We start from the raw sequence: 15194 nt of genomic DNA on the forward strand, positions 1-15194 counted from the left end.
CATAAACCTTTGAGGCGGGAGTGTCCACTGGGGTGTCCCAACCGCACACCCTACAGAAAACACAGAAACAACCCGAAGGTCACCCCCGCCAGCACCATGCAGCTCGCATGAAACACCGACACACCGTCCTCGATATCACGCAATGTCGCAACGTCCCGGCCGGCATTGTTGATCATCGGCTCGGTCACGATGACGCCGCCGTAGATGCGGGGGCCGGCGAGCTGGACGTTCAGAGCGCCTGCCATGGCCGCTTCCGGGCGGCCGGAATTCGGCGAGCGGTGCAGGCCGCCGTCGCGTATCGCCACGCGGATGGCCTCGCGGCAGGCGCTGGTGCCGCGCCGCAACCAGGCGCCGGCGGCGATCAGCAGGATGGAGAACCGGGCGGCCGGCCAGTTGGCGAGATCGTCGAGCCGGGCGGCGGCCCAGCCGAAATCGATGTATTTCTCCGACTTGTGGCCGATCATCGAATCCGCCGTGTTCAGCATCTTGTAGGCCAGCAGCCCCGGCAGGCCGAAGACGGCGTACCAGAGCGCCGGCGCCACGACGCCGTCGGAGAAATTTTCCGCAAGGCTTTCGATCGCCGCCCGGCAGACGGCGGGCTCATCCAATGTCTCGGGATCGCGCCCGACGATGCGCGAAACGGCCGCCCGCCCGCCGGCAATCCCCTCGTGACGAAGCGCCGCCGCAACCGCCGAGACGTGGTCGGCAAGGCTCTTCTGCGCCAGGAAGATCGCGACCAGCGCGGTTTCGAGCAGGATGCCGGCAAGGCCGAAAAGCGCGAAGAACCGGTCGAAGGCGAAACCGGCGATAATGGCCACCAGAAGCAGCGCCACAATGGCCGCCACGCCGTTCATCCGCCGTTGCGACCCTGTCAGGCTCACGCTGTTCAGTTGCCGGTCGGCAAAGGAGATCGCCTCGCCGAACAGCACGACCGGATGCGGCAGGCGCGACCACAGCCATTGCGGATCACCGAGGATCCGGTCGAGCAGCAATGCCAGGAGCAGCACGAGAAGGTTTTCGTCGATTGTCATCGCTCAAAACTCTGAAGGGCTTCACCAAGCCGCCTGTCGGCAGCCGGATCGGGCGTCAGCCCGAAACGCAGCCAGTCCGGCGCATAATCGAATTTGCGGACGAGAATATGATGACGGCAGAGATGCGTGTAAATCTCGCCGGCCCTAGGGGCGGCAACCAGGGTAAAGAGCGCCGCTCCTCCTGCGATCCGCAGGCCTGATGCGGCCAGTACCGCTTGGAGGCCGGCGCTCCGCTCCTCGATGCGCCCGCGAATGGCGGAAACGTCCTGGCGCAGCAGCGATGCGGCCAGCGACAGCGCCGGACCGGAAACCGCCCACGGCCCGAGCCACTCCTCGAAACGCTGAAGAATATCGCCGCGCGCAATCACGAAACCGAGCCGCAGGCCGGCGAGCCCGAAGAACTTGCCGAAGGAGCGGAAGATCACCAGATGGGGAAGCTCTTGCGCATGGGGCGCGAGGCTGAGCGCCGGATAGGCATCGCCGAAAGCCTCGTCGACGACCAGCAAGCCCCTTTGCGATTTCATCTTCTCATGCAGCGCGATCAGCCTTTCAGCTGGCCATGCCCGCCCGTCCGGATTGTTGGGATTGACGACAACCGCAAGCCTGTGTTCCTCGCCGATCGCCGCGATATCGCCAACCGCATCGACGGCGAGACCGGACGACGCGAAGGCGCGTGCATATTCCCCGTAGGTAGGTGCCACCACGGCGACCTTGTCGTCCGTCACGGCGACCTTGTCGTCCGTCACCGCGGCCCTCCCATCCGTCACCAACAGCCGCGGCAAAAGCTGGATCACCGATTGCGTGCCCGGCACCGGCAGCGGCAGGATTTCGCGGCAGCCGTAATAATCGCCCGCCGCCCGCCTTGCTTCGTCGAAAACATGTCTGTCCGGAAGACGGTGCCACACCCTCGCCGGGATCTCAGGCAGAGCGACGGGGCACGGATTGATGCCGGTGGAAAGGTCAAGCCAATCCTCCGGCGCTCCGCCGAAGGCAGCGGCAGCGGCGGTAACGCCGCCGCCATGGGCGATCGGCGCGCTCACGCGGCCGCTCTCGCAAGATCGATCAGATGCATATAGGAGCCAGCCACCTGCCCGCATCTCAGCCCGGCGGCACCTAGATCGGTCCCGAGCGCATCCTGTACCTGAAACAGCCGCTTCCCCTCACCCTCGGAGACGACAGTAGAATAGTGGAATTCATGCGCCGTCATCATGCGCGCGAAGAAGGCGCCGTCGAGCGGCACGACACGGCGATAGCCGAGATGGCGCTTTCGCTCGGCATAGCTGGTGACGACAGGCAGCAGACCGAGCATCTGATGGCGCTTGCCCTGCGCATCGATCAATCCGTCGCCGAGCACCATGTAGCCGCCGCACTCGCCGTAGATCCTGACGCCGCGCGCGGCCGCATCGAGCATGCCGGCGCGGAAATTCTGCGCCTCCGCCAGCCGTCCGGCATGCAGCTCGGGATAACCGCCGGGCAGATAGATCGCATCGGCATCCAGCGCTGGCGCCTCGTCGGCAAGCGGCGAAAAGAATGAGATCGCAGCACCCCGGCGGCGCCAGCCGAGCAGCATATGCTCATAGGAAAAGGCAAAGGCGATATCGCGCGCCACGGCGATGCGTGCACCCAGCGGCATCAGCCGATCGATATTGGCGGCCGACGGCCGGTTGAGCCCCTGCCTTGCGATGCGCAGCAGGAATTCAAAATTGCACTCTTCGGAGACGGCATCCGCCGCATGGTCGATGAAATTTTCGAGCGTCGCATGTTCCCCGGCCTGGACGAGCCCGAGATGGCGCTCCGGCAAGGCAAGCGCCTTGTCGCTGCCGATGACTGCGATCACAGGCATGCGGATCGCTTCCAGCGCCTGGCGCAGCATCGCCTCGTGCCGCTCGCTGCCCACCTTGTTGAGGATGACGCCGGCAACACGTACATCAGCGCGGAAGCCGGCAAAACCTGAGACCAGCGGCGCGACCGACTGCGACATGCGCGAGGCATCCACGACGAGCACGACGGAAAGGCCGAGCTGGGCGGCAAGATCGGCCGCCGTCCCCTTCCCGTCGGCCGCCCCGTCGAACAGGCCCATCATCGCCTCGATGACGAGAATACGGTCGCCGGAACGGTGCAGCGCGGCATTGGCCGAGATCAGTTCCGGGCGCATCGCCCAGGGGTCGAAATTCAGGCAGGGCGAGCCGCTCGCCGCGGCATGGAAGGCGGGATCGATGTAGTCAGGGCCGGCCTTGCCGGGCGCAATCGCCACGCCGCGCCGGCGAAGCGCCCTGAGCAGCCCGAGCGTCACCGTCGTCTTGCCGGCGCCGGAGGAAGGAGCTGCGATCAGGAGGCCGCTCATGCCGTCACCTTGCCGGAGCGCCCGAACGGATCGGGCTGCAGCCGCCTGCCTGCAAGGGCGCCGAGCCAGTCGAGCGAGGCCCTGAGCCGCACCACCTCGCCGACCACGACGATCGCCGGCGGCTCGAGCCCCGAGGCGGCAGCGGCATCGGTCGCTTCGCCGAGCGTCGTCTCCAGCACCTGCTGGGCGCCGGTCGCCGCATTGCAGACGAAAGCCACGGGCTCGGATGCCGGGCGGCCCGACGCCATCAGATTGGCGCTGATCTGGGCGATATGCTTCATCGCCATGTACATGACGATGACGGGCGACCCCTTGCCGATCGCCTCCCAATTGATCGCATCGGGCACGATCCCGGAGGAATCATGACCGGTGAGAAAGGTCACGGCGTGATTGATCTCCCGATGCGTGACAGGAATGCCGGCATAGGCAAGCCCGCCGATGCCGGCGGTAATGCCGGGCACGATGCGGAACGGAATGTTGTGCTCGACCAGCGTCAGCGCTTCTTCCCCGCCCCGCCCGAAGACGAAGGGGTCGCCGCCCTTCAGCCGCAGCACCCGCTTGCCGGCGCGCGCCAGCTCCACCAGCCGAAGCGAAATATCCCGCTGCTTGGCGGAAGGCTTGCCGCCGCGCTTTCCGGCATATTCCAGTTCTGCACCCGGCCGTGCGAACTTCAAACAGTCCTCGTTGACCAGCGCGTCGTGCACGACCACATCCGCCTCCGCCAATCCCTTGGCGGCGAGCAGCGTCAACAACCCGGGATCGCCGGGACCGGCCCCGACGAGCCAAACGCTGCCCGGCTCCAGCGCCGGCAAAAGTGAGAATGGGCTGTTCATCATTGTGTTGATCTAGGCCCAGCAAGAAGCAAGGTCAACGCCGCCCGCGCCACCTCACTTGAAGTTGCTGAGACGGAGGTGACTCACTTTGCGAGGAAGCGGATTCGGATTCTCGAAAAAACGGGGCAAGGCTATGAATATATAGTAATAATTCAGAAGGGACCGATCGTATCGCGGTCAGCCACAGCTTGTTCACAAGCCTCGCCTTTTCCTCGACGTCATCCTCGGCCTTGTGCCGAGGATCTGCTGCCCTATCGAACGGAGGCAGATGCTCGGGACAAGCCCGAGCATGACGAAAGAGGCGTGGCGGCCCTTGTCAGCAGCCTGTAGCCAACCTTCAAGCCCGTCAAGCCTGAAGCAGCGTATCGCGGATCAGGCCGAGCACCTTCTCCGACTCGATTCCCGTGGCGACAATCTGGCTCGGCAGGCCGTCCCAGTCGCCCGGCGGGAAGCGGCGGGCGTCCGGCTTGATCACCGTCTGGCCATCGGCAATGCCGCCGCAGACGACGCGGACCGCGCCGGTGATGGTGGTGAAAAGCTCGGGCGCCACGACGTAAACGGCGGCGCAGCTGTCATGCACCATCATGCCGTCATCGACCGCATGGCTGTAGAAATCGATGTAGTGCTGCGACAGCCCGTCGAGCAGCTTCACCGCCGCGTCGCCTTCTGCCGCCATTGCGCCGAGATAGCTGCGGCTCATCGTAGTGATCGAGGTGACGTCGAGGCCGATGATGACCACCTTCCACGGCGCCGTCATGACGATGTCTGCCGCCTCCGGATCGCCGTGAATATTGGCTTCGGCGACCGGCGAGACATTGCCCGGCACATAGAAATTGCCGCCCATGATAACGACATCCTTGACCAGTCCGGCGATCTCCGGGTCTTCCTTCAGCGCCATTGCCAGATTGGTCATCCGGCCGACGGCCACCAGCCTGACTTCGCCGGGATTGGCCCGTACCGTGTCGATGATGAAGCGGTGCGCCGGCCGGGGATCGAGCGGCAGGTCGATCGTGTGCGGCACCTCGATATTGCCGAGGCCGTTATCCCCATGCACCATGGCCGGCCATTCCCGCTCGGCGCGCGCCGCATCGATGGTGACGCTCGCGCCCTTGGCGACGGGCGCCTGAATATCCCATTCCCGCTTGAGGAAAAGCGCATTGCGCGTCGTCGTCTCGACCGAGGCATTGCCGAAAACGGTGGTGATGCCGATCAGATCGATCTCGGGATGGCGATGCAGGAAAAGAAGCGCCATGGCGTCATCGACGCCGGGATCCGTGTCATAAATGACCTTGTGCATGATTGTCCTCTAGATATGAATCGCTGACGTGCCGGACGGCGCCGCGAATTGCCGCCACCATAACGACCGTCAGGCTTTCTGCAACCCGATCCGGGCAATCGCCGCCGTCGCATGCGTGGATTTGATTTTGCCGAGCACCAATTCGCCATCCGCACCGGTGGCCGCAAGCGCTGCCGATTCCGCCACGCCATGGCAGCCGACGCGGGCAAAGACGATCGCGGAGGGATTTTTAAGCCGCGGCGTTTCCTCTTCCAGCCGCGCCGCATCGAAGAAAACGGCAGGCACGGCAAAATGCACCGCAACGGCGAGGATCGCCGCTTCTTGCCCGCGGCTGTCGATGGAAGCGACGGCCGCAAGCTCCGCTCCGCCGATGCCGGCCGCCTTCAACGCCGCGTTCGCAAGCGCCAGCATCTCCGCAGGCGGCGTCCCGCGCTCGCAGCCGAGCCCGAGCACATGCCGCCTCGCCCTATCGAAAGAAATATCACTCATGGAAGCCGTCGAATGCGCCCGCGCTGTGTCCTCGCAGCCATTGCAGCTTGGAGGGGGAAATGCAACAAGACCGGCTGAAAGCCCTTCTGGAATAGTATTTTGCCTGACATCGCCCTCCATCTGCTTCTGCTGCTCTGCACGGCTGCCTTCTTCGCCGGTTTCGTCGATGCCATCGCCGGCGGCGGCGGCCTGATCACCGTCCCCGCCATGTTGATTGCCGGCATTCCGCCGCTCCAGACGCTCGGCACCAACAAGGTGCAATCGATCTTCGGCGCCGCTTCCGCCACGCTCGCCTATGCCCGCAAGGGCCATGTGCAGCTGCACGAACAGCTGCCGATGGCGCTGATGGCCGTGATGGGCGGTGCGATCGGCGCCGCCCTTGCCACGATCGTGCCCGGACAGGTCCTGCAGGCGATCATGCCGGTGCTGCTCCTGGCGATTGCGATCTTCTTTGCCGTCAAGCCGAACCTCAACGATCTCGACAAACACCGGATCATCACGCCTTTCGTCTTCGGCATGACCTTGGTGCCCGCCATCGGCTTTTACGACGGCGTCTTCGGTCCCGGCACCGGCTCCTTCTTCATGCTCGCCTTCGTCACCCTCGCCGGCTTCGGCGTGCTGAAGGCGACCGCCCATACCAAGCTTCTCAATTTCGGCTCCAACCTCGGCGCGCTGGTCGTCTTCGCGAGCTTTGGCGCGATCCTCTGGAAGATCGGCCTGCTGATGGGCATCTGCCAGTTCCTCGGCGCGCAATTGGGCTCACGGCTCGCCATGCGCATCGGCGCCAAGCTCATCAAGCCGCTGCTCGTCATCGTCTGCGTCGCTCTCGCGGTAAAGCTGCTCGCCGATCCCGCCAACCCGCTGCGCGTCTGGCTCGGAATCTAGAGCTCGACGCCTTCCATTACCTCTGGCGTAATTGATAGGTGCACCGCCTTCGCCGATGATCGTGCTGCCTGGAACGGCCGGGCGATCAAAGGAGATGACCCGATGAACGACGCAAAGACCAACGCCGAACGCTATATCGCGATCTGGAACGAGACGGATGCAACGCACCGCCGCGCTCTCATCGCCGAAAGCTGGACGGAAGCGGCCACCTATGTCGATCCGCTGATGCGCGGACAAGGCCATGAACAGATCAATTCGCTGGTCGAAGCCGTGCAAAGCCGCTTTCCCGGCTTCCGCTTCGCCCTGATCGGCGCGGCCGATGGCTTCGGCGATCACCTGCGCTTTTCCTGGGGTCTTGGCCCGGAAAATGGCGAAGCGCTGATCAAGGGCACGGATTTTGCCGAACTCGAAGACGGCAAGCTCAAAGCGGTGCACGGCTTCATCGATCAATTGCCGGAAGCCGCCTGATGACGCCGACCGCCCGCTCTCTCGGAGATCATCTGCGCGAATGGCGCCAGCGCCGCCGCATGAGCCAGCTCGATCTGGCGCTGGAAGCCGAAATCTCGCAACGGCACCTGAGCTTCATCGAGAGCGGGCGCTCGACGCCGAGCCGCGAAATGCTGCTGCATCTGGCCGAGCGCCTCGGCGTGCCGCTGCGAGACCGGAACCCGCTGCTGCTGGCCGCGGGTTTCGCTCCCGTCTTTGCCGAACGCAGGCTTGACGATCCCGCCCTGGAACCGGCGCGGCGCGCCATCGATATGGTGCTGAAGGGCCATGAGCCCTTCCCCGCCATCGCCATCGACCGCCATTGGACGCTGGTGGCCGCAAACGCCGCGATAGCGCCGCTGCTCGAGGCCGTTGCCGATCGATCCTTGCTGGAGCCGCCGGTCAACGTCCTGCGCCTCAGCCTGCATCCGCAGGGCCTTGCGCGCGATATCGCCAACCTCGCCGAATGGCGCGCCCATCTTCTGGATCGGCTGCGCCAGCAGATATCGGTCTCGGGCGATCCCGTGCTGGAAAAGCTGTTGAGCGAACTGCTCTCCTATCCCGTCCCCGAAGCCGCCGGCGAGCGCCATGCCGACCTCGCCGGCATCGCCGTTCCGCTGAAGCTTTCGACGAAAGCCGGCCTGCTGTCATTCATCTCGACGACGACCGTCTTCGGCACGCCCGTCGATATCACCCTGTCGGAACTGGCGATCGAAACGCTCTTCCCGGCCGATGGGGAAACGGCCGCGATCCTGCGCGGCCATTTGGCGAATTAAACGCTTTTCCGCGCAATTCCGCCGCACTCTTTTAAAATTCCACGCCGGGCTGCCCCTTGATGCCCGAGCGGAAGGGATGTTTGACGAGCTCCATCTCGGTCACGAGATCGGCGATCTCGATCAGCTCTTCCTTGGCATTGCGCCCCGTCAGCACGACATGCGTCATATAAGGCTTCTCGTTTTTGAGGAACGCCACCACCTCGTTGACGTCGAGATAGTCGTAGCGCAGTGCGATGTTGATCTCGTCGAGCAGCACCATGGAATTGCGCTCGTCGCGGATCAGTTCCTTGGCCTTTTCCCAGGCAGCACCGGCAGCCGCCACGTCGCGCGCCCGGTCCTGCGTCTCCCAGGTAAAGCCCTCGCCCATCGTGTGAAACTGGCAGATGTCGGAGAAATGCTTCTCGATCAGATCGCGCTCGCCCGTCCACATCGCGCCCTTGATGAACTGCACAACGGCAGACGGCTTGCCGTGGGCGATATGGCGGAAGATCATGCCGAAAGCGGCAGACGACTTGCCCTTGCCCTTGCCGGTATGGACGATGATCAGCCCCTTCTCATCCGTCTTGGTCGCCATGATCTTGTCGCGTGCGGCTTTCTTCTTCGCCATCTTCTCGGAATGGCGGGCATCGTCCTTTTCGGCGGGTGCGATTGGCTCTTCGCTCATGATTGGCTGCCTGCTCTTTTCTTGGTTTCGTTGATGTCCGTGAGATCGAATTGCGCGGAGTTGCTGCGCGGCGTCCAGAGCTGCCGCTCGATCGCCTCCAGCAGCCGCTCCTTCATTTCGGCAAGCGCGGCAGGGTTCTTCTCGGCCATGAAATCGCGCACTTTGGGATCGGCGACAAAGGCCTGATAGACCGCCTCGAAGTGATGGCTGCCGACAGCGCCCGTCGTCGCCGCAAAGGCAAAGAGATAATCGACCGTCGCTGATATCTCGAAAGCGCCCTTGTAGCCGTGGCGCATGACGCCATCGATCCATTTCGGATTGACGACGCGACCGCGCACCACCCGCCCGATCTCTTCTTCCAGTGAGCGGATCACCGGCTTTTCCGGCCGCGAATGGTCATTGTGATAGATCGCCGGCCGCTCGCCGGCGAGCGCTTCCGCCGCCGCTGCCATGCCGCCTTCGAACTGGTAGTAATCGTCGCTGTCGAGCAGGTCGTGCTCGCGATTGTCCTGGTTCTGCACCACGGCCTGGATGGAGCGCAGCCGCTCCTCGAACACCCCGCGCTCGGCCTGCCCCTCCTCGCCCGCGCCATAGGCATAGCTGCCCCAGACGAGATAGGCTTCAGCGAGATCCGCACGCCGCTCCCAGCCTTTCTCGTCGATCAGCGCCTGCAGACCCGCGCCATAGGCGCCGGGCTTCGACCCGAAAATGCGATATCCCGCCCGCTTCGCCGCCGTCTTCTCGTCGAGCCCGGCAGCGGCGAGCCGCGCCGCTTCGCCGCGCATGCGCCCGGCGATCGGGTTGTCGGCCGCATCCTCATCCAGCGCGCCGACGGCGCGGATCGCCTTGTCGAACAGCGCAATCTGCTCGGGAAACGCATCGCGGAAGAAGCCGGATATGCGCAGCGTCACATCCACGCGCGGCCGCCGCAGCATGGCCGGGGGGATGATCTCGTAACCGGTGACCCGCCGCGAGGCCATGTCCCAGACCGGCTTCACGCCGATCAGCGCCAGCGCTTGAGCAATGTCATCGCCGCCGGTGCGCATATTGGACGTGCCCCAGGCCGTCAGCCCGAAGGAAACGGGCCATTCGCCATGATCCTGCACATAGCGGCGGATCAGCAGCTCCGCAGATTTTTTCCCAAGCTCATAAGCCGCCGGTGTCGGCACCGCGCGGCTGTCCACCGAATAGAAATTCCGCCCCGTCGGCAAGACATCCGGCCGCCCCCGCGTCGGCGCCCCGGAAGGACCGGGCGGCACGAAACGGCCGTCGAGACCGCGCAGCAGGCCGACGATCTCTGCCGGGCCGCAAGCGAGGATGGAAGGCTTGAGACGGGATTCGATCTCGTCGAGCACTCGTCTGGTTTGGGACCAGAGGGTTGGGCAGGCGAGTTCGCCGGACACCAGCTTGGCGGCGAGCAGCTCGATGCGCTCGACCGTGTCGCCGTTGGTGCGCCAGGGGGCGTCGAGGAGATCGGCCAGGATTGGTGGTCGTGGGCGGGTCCAGGGGGCGGCCATGTCGCAGTCGAGAGGGTCGAAAGAAGACCCCTCCCCAACCCCTCCCCACGGGTGGGAGGGGCTTGCTGAGCGCGCTGTCTCGTCATCGATTTTGATCTCAGAGGTAACCGCGCGCTCAACGGCAAGTCCCTCCCCCTTGTGGGGAGGGGTTGGGGAGGGGTTTTTCAACACATCCCCAGCAATCGCCCGCTGCAAACTCGCGTCCCCACCCTCACCCAGCCCGCGCGGCACCCGCGCCAGCGCCACGGTGAGATCTGTCAGCAACCGCCCTTCCGGCGAAACTCCGAACACATGCAGCCCATCGCGGATCTGCATTTCCTTGAGGTCGCAGAGATAGGCATCGAGCTTCTTCAGCGCCTCGCCTTCGCTCTCCCCTTTCGCAATCCCCGCATCGCGGTCCAGCCCGATATCGGCAACAAGTTCGAGGATCTGTCGCGACAGCAGCCGGATGCGCCTGGGATCGCCGCCCGAGGCCTCGTAATATTCATCGACCAGCGCCTCCAGATCCTTGAGCGGCCCATAGCTTTCCGCCCGCGTCAGCGGCGGCGTCAGATGGTCGATGATGACGGCCGCAGTGCGGCGCTTGGCCTGCGTGCCCTCGCCGGGATCGTTGACGATGAAGGGGTAGAGATGCGGCAGCGGTCCAAAGATGGCCTCGGGATAGCAGCTCTCCGACAGCGCCAGCGCCTTGCCCGGTAGCCATTCCAGATTGCCGTGCTTTCCCATGTGAATGATAGCATCGGCCCCGAACTCCTGGCGCAGAAACGCATAGAAAGCGAAATAGCCATGCGGCGGCACCAGGTCCGGCGAATGGTAACTCTCCTTCGGGTCTATGTTGTAGCCCCGCGCCGGCTGGATGCCGACGAGCAGCCCGCCAAACCGGGCAAATGGCAGAGCGAAAGCGCCCTCGCGCAGATAGGGATCGGCCTCGGGATCGCCCCAGCGCGCCGTCACCTCATGCTGAATCTGTTTGTGAAGAGATGCAAAGAAGCTCTTGTATCGACTCAGGGAAAGCGTCTCGCGCACCACCTTGCCGTCGAAGCCGGAATTGGTCGGCCCCTCCATCAGATGCCGCATGAGCGCGTCGCCATCGGTGGGGATGTCGGCGACGGGATAACCGTCCTTCTCCATCGCCCGCATCACCTCGATCGTGCCCGCCGGCGTATCGAGACCGACGCCATTGCCGAGCCGCCCGTCACGGTTCGGATAATTCGCCATGACCAGCGCGACGCGCCGCTCGGCAGTTGTTTTTCGCCGCAGCCGCGCCCAATTGCCGGCAAGGGCTGCGACATAGGCCATGCGCCCGGCATCCGGTTCGCTGGAAACGATATTGGCCTCGACCGCAGCGTCATAGCGGGCAGCCGCCTTGAAGGAGACGGCGCGCGACAGCACACGCCCATCCACCTCCGGCAAGGCTACATTCATGCCGAGATCGCGGGCCGACAGCCCTTGCGAAGAGACCGCCCAGGCTTCCCGCGACGAAGCGGAAAAGATCGCCTGCAGTATGACGGCGTCATTGGCCTCCAGCACCGTCGGCTGACGATCGGCGCCGGGGGCGGAGACGGCAAAGCCCGTCGTGTTGATGACGACGTCGGGTTTCAGCTCGGCGAAGATGGATTCGAGAATACCTTTGGAGACCGGGTCCTTAAGGCTGTAGGCAAAGACCGGCAGCGGGCGAAAACCCTGAGCCTGCAAAGCTTCGATCATGGCTTCGACGGGGCGGGTTTCGCCGCTTTGCACTAGGGCGCGATAGAAGGCGATGGCGACTGTCGGGGGTTCAAATCCCTCCTCCGCTACCATACCCCCCTCTGTCCTGCCGGACATCTCCCCCACAAGGGGGGAGATTGAATCGTGGAGGGCTTCTCCCCAAACAACCGATGTAGGGCGATGGTCCTGCCGCTTGCCGATCTCCCCCCTTGTGGGGGAGATGTCCGGCAGGACAGAGTGGGGTGCCACACTCTCGACGCCTGCGGAAGAAACCCCCGAGACAAGCCTCTTCCATCCGTCGATTCCAACCAGTCCCCGCCCCGGCCACCATATCCCCGCCTTCATCAGCGGCGCAGCCGGCGCCGGCTTCTCCTCACCCGAAAGCATCGCCGAGGCATAGGCGAGAAAGCCCCGCGCATTGGCGTCGCCACCCTCGATTAGATAGGCCCAGAGCGCATTGAGATCCTCCAGCGCGACATTCGAAAACGGCGTCAGCCCCGCATCCGGTTTCGCATCGCCCGGTAGCACCGCAATCAAGGCTCCGCTGCGGGCCGCCGCCGCGTGCAGCGCCTCCAGCGCATAGTGGAAATAGCTCGCCCCGCCCAGGGCCCGCACGATGATCAGCTTCGCATGCCGCGCCGTGCGTTCGACATAGGTATCGACCGACATCGGGTGCTTTAGGCTCATCAGGCTCGCAAGCCGCAGCGAATGCCCCATCGCCCCGCCGGCACGGGCCGCGGCGATCGCCGCAAGCTCGGTGTCAGCGGCAGACAGGAACAGGATATCGCCCGGCGACTGGCCGAGATCGATGGCCTCGTCGCCGTCGCTGATCGTTCCCTGCTGGGCCAGAAGCAGATGCATGGGCTTATGCCAGTGCCTCGATCGCCGCCCTCACCGCATCCTGATCCATCTCGTGCAGACCGATGACGACAAGGCGCGTGCGCCGCGCTTCACCAGGCGTCCAGGCGCGGTCGAAATACTGGTCGATGCGGCTGCCGACGGCCTGCAGCTGCAGCCGCATCGGCTTGCCGGAGACGTCGATGAAGCCCTTCAGGCGCAGCACGTCATGTTCGGCGATGATGCCTTTCAGCTTCTCGACGAAGGCAGCGGTATCGGCAATCGCCCCAAGCTCGACGACAAAACTGTCGAATTCGTCGTGATCGTGCGGCTCGCCAGCCTCGTGTTCCATCTCGTGATGGGACTTGCGGTTGACGATATCGTCTTCCGTGCCGATACCGAGGCCGAGCAGCACGCTGGCCGGCACCTCGCCGTTCCTGGCCTCGATCATCACCGGCTTGCGGGCGATGCGCGAGGCGACTTCGCTCTTCACGCGGCCGAGCCCGTCCGTGTCGATGAGATCGGTCTTGTTGAGCACGATCAGATCGGCGCAGGTCAGCTGATCCTCGAAGAGCTCCTCGATCGGGCTTTCGTGATCGAGCGATTCATCCTCGACGCGGCGCGCATCGACGGCATCGTGATCGTCGGCGAAACGGCCGGCGGCAACGGCGGCGCTATCGACCACGGTGATGACGCCGTCGACGGTGACTTCGCTGCGGATATCCGGCCAGTTGAAGGCGGCGACCAGCGGCTGCGGCAGCGCAAGGCCCGAGGTCTCGATGACGATATGGTCGGGGCGCTGGTCGCGCTCCAGAAGCTTGGTCATGGTCGGAATGAAATCGTCGGCCACCGTGCAGCAGATGCAGCCATTGGTGAGCTCGATAATATCGTCCTCCGTGCAGTTCTCCGCCCCGCAGCCCTTCAGCACATCGCCGTCGACGCCGAGATCGCCGAACTCGTTGATGATGAGCGCGATCTTCTTGCCGCCGGCATTGGTGAGCAGGTTGCGGATCATCGTCGTCTTGCCGGCGCCGAGGAAGCCGGTGATGACCGTTGCGGGAATTTTCTGCTGGTTCATGGAACTTCAACCCTTCATTTTCAGCGGCAGTCCCGCCGCGATGAAATAAACTTCGTCGGCTTTCGCCGCGATCATCTGGTGCAGCCGGCCGGCATGGTCGCGGAACTCCCGCGCCATGCGGTTCTCCGGCACGATGCCGAGACCGACTTCATTGGAAACGATGACAAGTTTCGCCTTTGCCTGCGGCAGCCACGCTGCAAGCGCGGCTGCCTGTAGCGCGATATCGCGCCCCTCCATCATCAGATTGGTGAGCCACAGCGTCAGACAATCGACGATGATCGCCCTGCCCGCGCCATCGATGGCCTTAAGTCGTTCGGCGAGATCAAGCGGCTCCTCATGCGTGGTCCAGGAGCCGCCGCGATCGGCCTTGTGCTGGTCGATCCGCGCCTGCATCTCGTCGTCCCACGCCCGGCCGGTCGCGATGTAATGGCGCTCGAGGCCGCTCGATGTGATGAGGTTTTCGGCGAAGCGCGATTTGCCGGAGCGCGCGCCGCCGAGCACAAGAGTGGAATTGGAGAGGAGATCGGTCATGCCGCGACGCTCCCGCTAGGGAGGGTGAGGCGGTGCCACGTTTCCCTTCTCCCCAGCGGGGAGAAGGTGCCGGCAGGCGGTTGAGGGGGTGAGCGGCGAAGCCGCGAATGCACTGAGCGCAAGCGAAGGGCAAATGAACGGAGTTGCCGTGCGGCCCCCTCATCCGACCCTTCGGGCCACCTTCTCCCCGCTGGGGAGAAGGGGAGACCCCACCGTCGCGCCACACAAGGCAGCGCCGAATTCATTCGTTCAGCCAAAACAACCTCCGTGCTGGCAGCGGGCTCTTTGCCCAGGGTTGGGCTTTTCGCCCGGCACGGGATGGCAGGTCTCCTGGCTCGCGGATATCGGCCGCGATCGGGGCGGACCGGAAACCGGTCGCCCTGATCGTGCCGGCGGATCTGCCTCGCCTTCCCGGCTGCTTCGGTGAAGAGGTGGACGATTCGTAGAAATAGAGGCGTCCGACCCCGGTTGATCACCATGCATTTCCAGTGGCTTTTCCGGCATCTCGTCCGTTCCACCCGCCCGCACCATTGCTGGCTGCCGGCGGAAAGGGCTGAATGCCGGATGGAAGACCCTGACCGCTCTACAGTCGCGGGGTCGGCTGTGATGAAGGCGCCCGGAATGGGTCCGCCCCGTCACATTCCCTTTTCATCCGGAAGGGCGCACCGCCGATCCGGAACCATCCGTTATAGCGGGATGGTCAGGCGACCATCCGTATA

13 protein-coding genes and 1 riboswitch are annotated in these 15194 nt (G+C 64.4%); of the genes, 3 read left to right on the forward strand and 10 right to left on the reverse strand.

Features of this window, described 5'->3' with window-relative positions:
* Nucleotides 1-50: 50 nt before the first annotated feature.
* From cbiB to ATY77_RS12590, 6 genes are all read right to left on the reverse strand, one after another.
* Complete coding sequence (cbiB, locus tag ATY77_RS12565; RefSeq protein WP_088673667.1) at nt 51-1031, reverse strand: adenosylcobinamide-phosphate synthase CbiB; 981 nt, start codon at nt 1029-1031, stop codon at nt 51-53.
* The gene (gene cobD, locus ATY77_RS12570) at nt 1028-2071 is read right to left on the reverse strand and encodes a threonine-phosphate decarboxylase CobD (protein ID WP_088687592.1); all 1044 of its coding nucleotides are present in this window, start codon (nt 2069-2071) and stop codon (nt 1028-1030) included. Before cobD ends, cbiB begins: the two co-directional genes overlap by 4 nt.
* Nucleotides 2068-3375, reverse strand: coding sequence for a cobyrinate a,c-diamide synthase (locus ATY77_RS12575; protein ID WP_088687593.1), 1308 nt, complete (start codon nt 3373-3375; stop codon nt 2068-2070). Before ATY77_RS12575 ends, cobD begins: the two co-directional genes overlap by 4 nt.
* Nucleotides 3372-4211, reverse strand: coding sequence for a uroporphyrinogen-III C-methyltransferase (gene cobA / locus ATY77_RS12580; protein WP_088687594.1), 840 nt, complete (start codon nt 4209-4211; stop codon nt 3372-3374). The genes ATY77_RS12575 and cobA overlap by 4 nt, the downstream gene beginning before the upstream one ends.
* Nucleotides 4212-4554: 343 nt before the next feature.
* Nucleotides 4555-5505: a nucleoside hydrolase gene (locus tag ATY77_RS12585; protein WP_088687595.1), complete on the reverse strand. Its 951-nt coding sequence runs from the start codon at nt 5503-5505 to the stop codon at nt 4555-4557.
* Between the two features lie 69 nt (nt 5506-5574).
* Nucleotides 5575-5994 carry a cobalamin biosynthesis protein gene (locus ATY77_RS12590; RefSeq protein ID WP_088687596.1) on the reverse strand — a complete coding sequence of 140 codons (420 nt, stop codon included), beginning with the start codon at nt 5992-5994 and terminating at the stop codon, nt 5575-5577.
* Between the two features lie 99 nt (nt 5995-6093).
* Between ATY77_RS12590 and ATY77_RS12595 the strand changes: the two genes are divergently transcribed.
* From ATY77_RS12595 to ATY77_RS12605, 3 genes are all read left to right on the forward strand, one after another.
* Nucleotides 6094-6879 (forward strand): TSUP family transporter, encoded by a 786-nt coding sequence (locus tag ATY77_RS12595; protein ID WP_088687597.1) that lies wholly within the window; start codon nt 6094-6096, stop codon nt 6877-6879.
* Between the two features lie 102 nt (nt 6880-6981).
* Complete coding sequence (locus tag ATY77_RS12600; protein WP_088687598.1) at nt 6982-7347, forward strand: nuclear transport factor 2 family protein; 366 nt, start codon at nt 6982-6984, stop codon at nt 7345-7347.
* Nucleotides 7347-8141 (forward strand): helix-turn-helix transcriptional regulator, encoded by a 795-nt coding sequence (locus ATY77_RS12605; protein WP_088687599.1) that lies wholly within the window; start codon nt 7347-7349, stop codon nt 8139-8141. The genes ATY77_RS12600 and ATY77_RS12605 overlap by 1 nt, the downstream gene beginning before the upstream one ends.
* 31 nt (nt 8142-8172) lie before the next feature.
* On the opposite strand, the gene cobO is transcribed toward ATY77_RS12605, so the two are convergent.
* The 4 genes from cobO to cobU are packed head-to-tail and all read right to left on the reverse strand — an operon-like array spanning nt 8173 to nt 14475.
* The gene (cobO, locus tag ATY77_RS12610) at nt 8173-8805 is read right to left on the reverse strand and encodes a cob(I)yrinic acid a,c-diamide adenosyltransferase (protein ID WP_088687600.1); all 633 of its coding nucleotides are present in this window, start codon (nt 8803-8805) and stop codon (nt 8173-8175) included.
* The gene (cobN, locus tag ATY77_RS12615; RefSeq protein ID WP_088687601.1) at nt 8802-12890 is read right to left on the reverse strand and encodes a cobaltochelatase subunit CobN; all 4089 of its coding nucleotides are present in this window, start codon (nt 12888-12890) and stop codon (nt 8802-8804) included. The genes cobO and cobN overlap by 4 nt, the downstream gene beginning before the upstream one ends.
* A gap of 4 nt (nt 12891-12894) precedes the next feature.
* Nucleotides 12895-13944: a cobalamin biosynthesis protein CobW gene (gene cobW / locus ATY77_RS12620; protein ID WP_088673656.1), complete on the reverse strand. Its 1050-nt coding sequence runs from the start codon at nt 13942-13944 to the stop codon at nt 12895-12897.
* A gap of 6 nt (nt 13945-13950) precedes the next feature.
* Nucleotides 13951-14475: a bifunctional adenosylcobinamide kinase/adenosylcobinamide-phosphate guanylyltransferase gene (gene cobU / locus ATY77_RS12625; RefSeq protein ID WP_088687602.1), complete on the reverse strand. Its 525-nt coding sequence runs from the start codon at nt 14473-14475 to the stop codon at nt 13951-13953.
* 302 nt (nt 14476-14777) lie between these two features.
* A riboswitch (cobalamin riboswitch) is annotated at nt 14778-15174 on the reverse strand.
* Nucleotides 15175-15194: the final 20 nt, after the last annotated feature.

Source organism: Rhizobium sp. R634, from assembly GCF_002211305.1.
Classification (GTDB): Bacteria; Pseudomonadota; Alphaproteobacteria; order Rhizobiales; family Rhizobiaceae; genus Rhizobium.

Coding starts and splice junctions, on each gene's coding strand:
- cobA (WP_088687594.1), bottom strand. CDS start 4,211: ATGATGAACAGCCCATTCTCACTTTTGCCGGCGCTGGAGCCGGGCAGC.
- ATY77_RS12590 (WP_088687596.1), bottom strand. CDS start 5,994: ATGAGTGATATTTCTTTCGATAGGGCGAGGCGGCATGTGCTCGGGCTC.
- cbiB (WP_088673667.1), bottom strand. CDS start 1,031: ATGACAATCGACGAAAACCTTCTCGTGCTGCTCCTGGCATTGCTGCTC.
- cobW (WP_088673656.1), bottom strand. CDS start 13,944: ATGAACCAGCAGAAAATTCCCGCAACGGTCATCACCGGCTTCCTCGGC.
- cobN (WP_088687601.1), bottom strand. CDS start 12,890: ATGCATCTGCTTCTGGCCCAGCAGGGAACGATCAGCGACGGCGACGAG.
- cobO (WP_088687600.1), bottom strand. CDS start 8,805: ATGAGCGAAGAGCCAATCGCACCCGCCGAAAAGGACGATGCCCGCCAT.
- cobU (WP_088687602.1), bottom strand. CDS start 14,475: ATGACCGATCTCCTCTCCAATTCCACTCTTGTGCTCGGCGGCGCGCGC.
- ATY77_RS12600 (WP_088687598.1), top strand. CDS start 6,982: ATGAACGACGCAAAGACCAACGCCGAACGCTATATCGCGATCTGGAAC.
- ATY77_RS12585 (WP_088687595.1), bottom strand. CDS start 5,505: ATGCACAAGGTCATTTATGACACGGATCCCGGCGTCGATGACGCCATG.
- ATY77_RS12605 (WP_088687599.1), top strand. CDS start 7,347: ATGACGCCGACCGCCCGCTCTCTCGGAGATCATCTGCGCGAATGGCGC.
- ATY77_RS12575 (WP_088687593.1), bottom strand. CDS start 3,375: ATGAGCGGCCTCCTGATCGCAGCTCCTTCCTCCGGCGCCGGCAAGACG.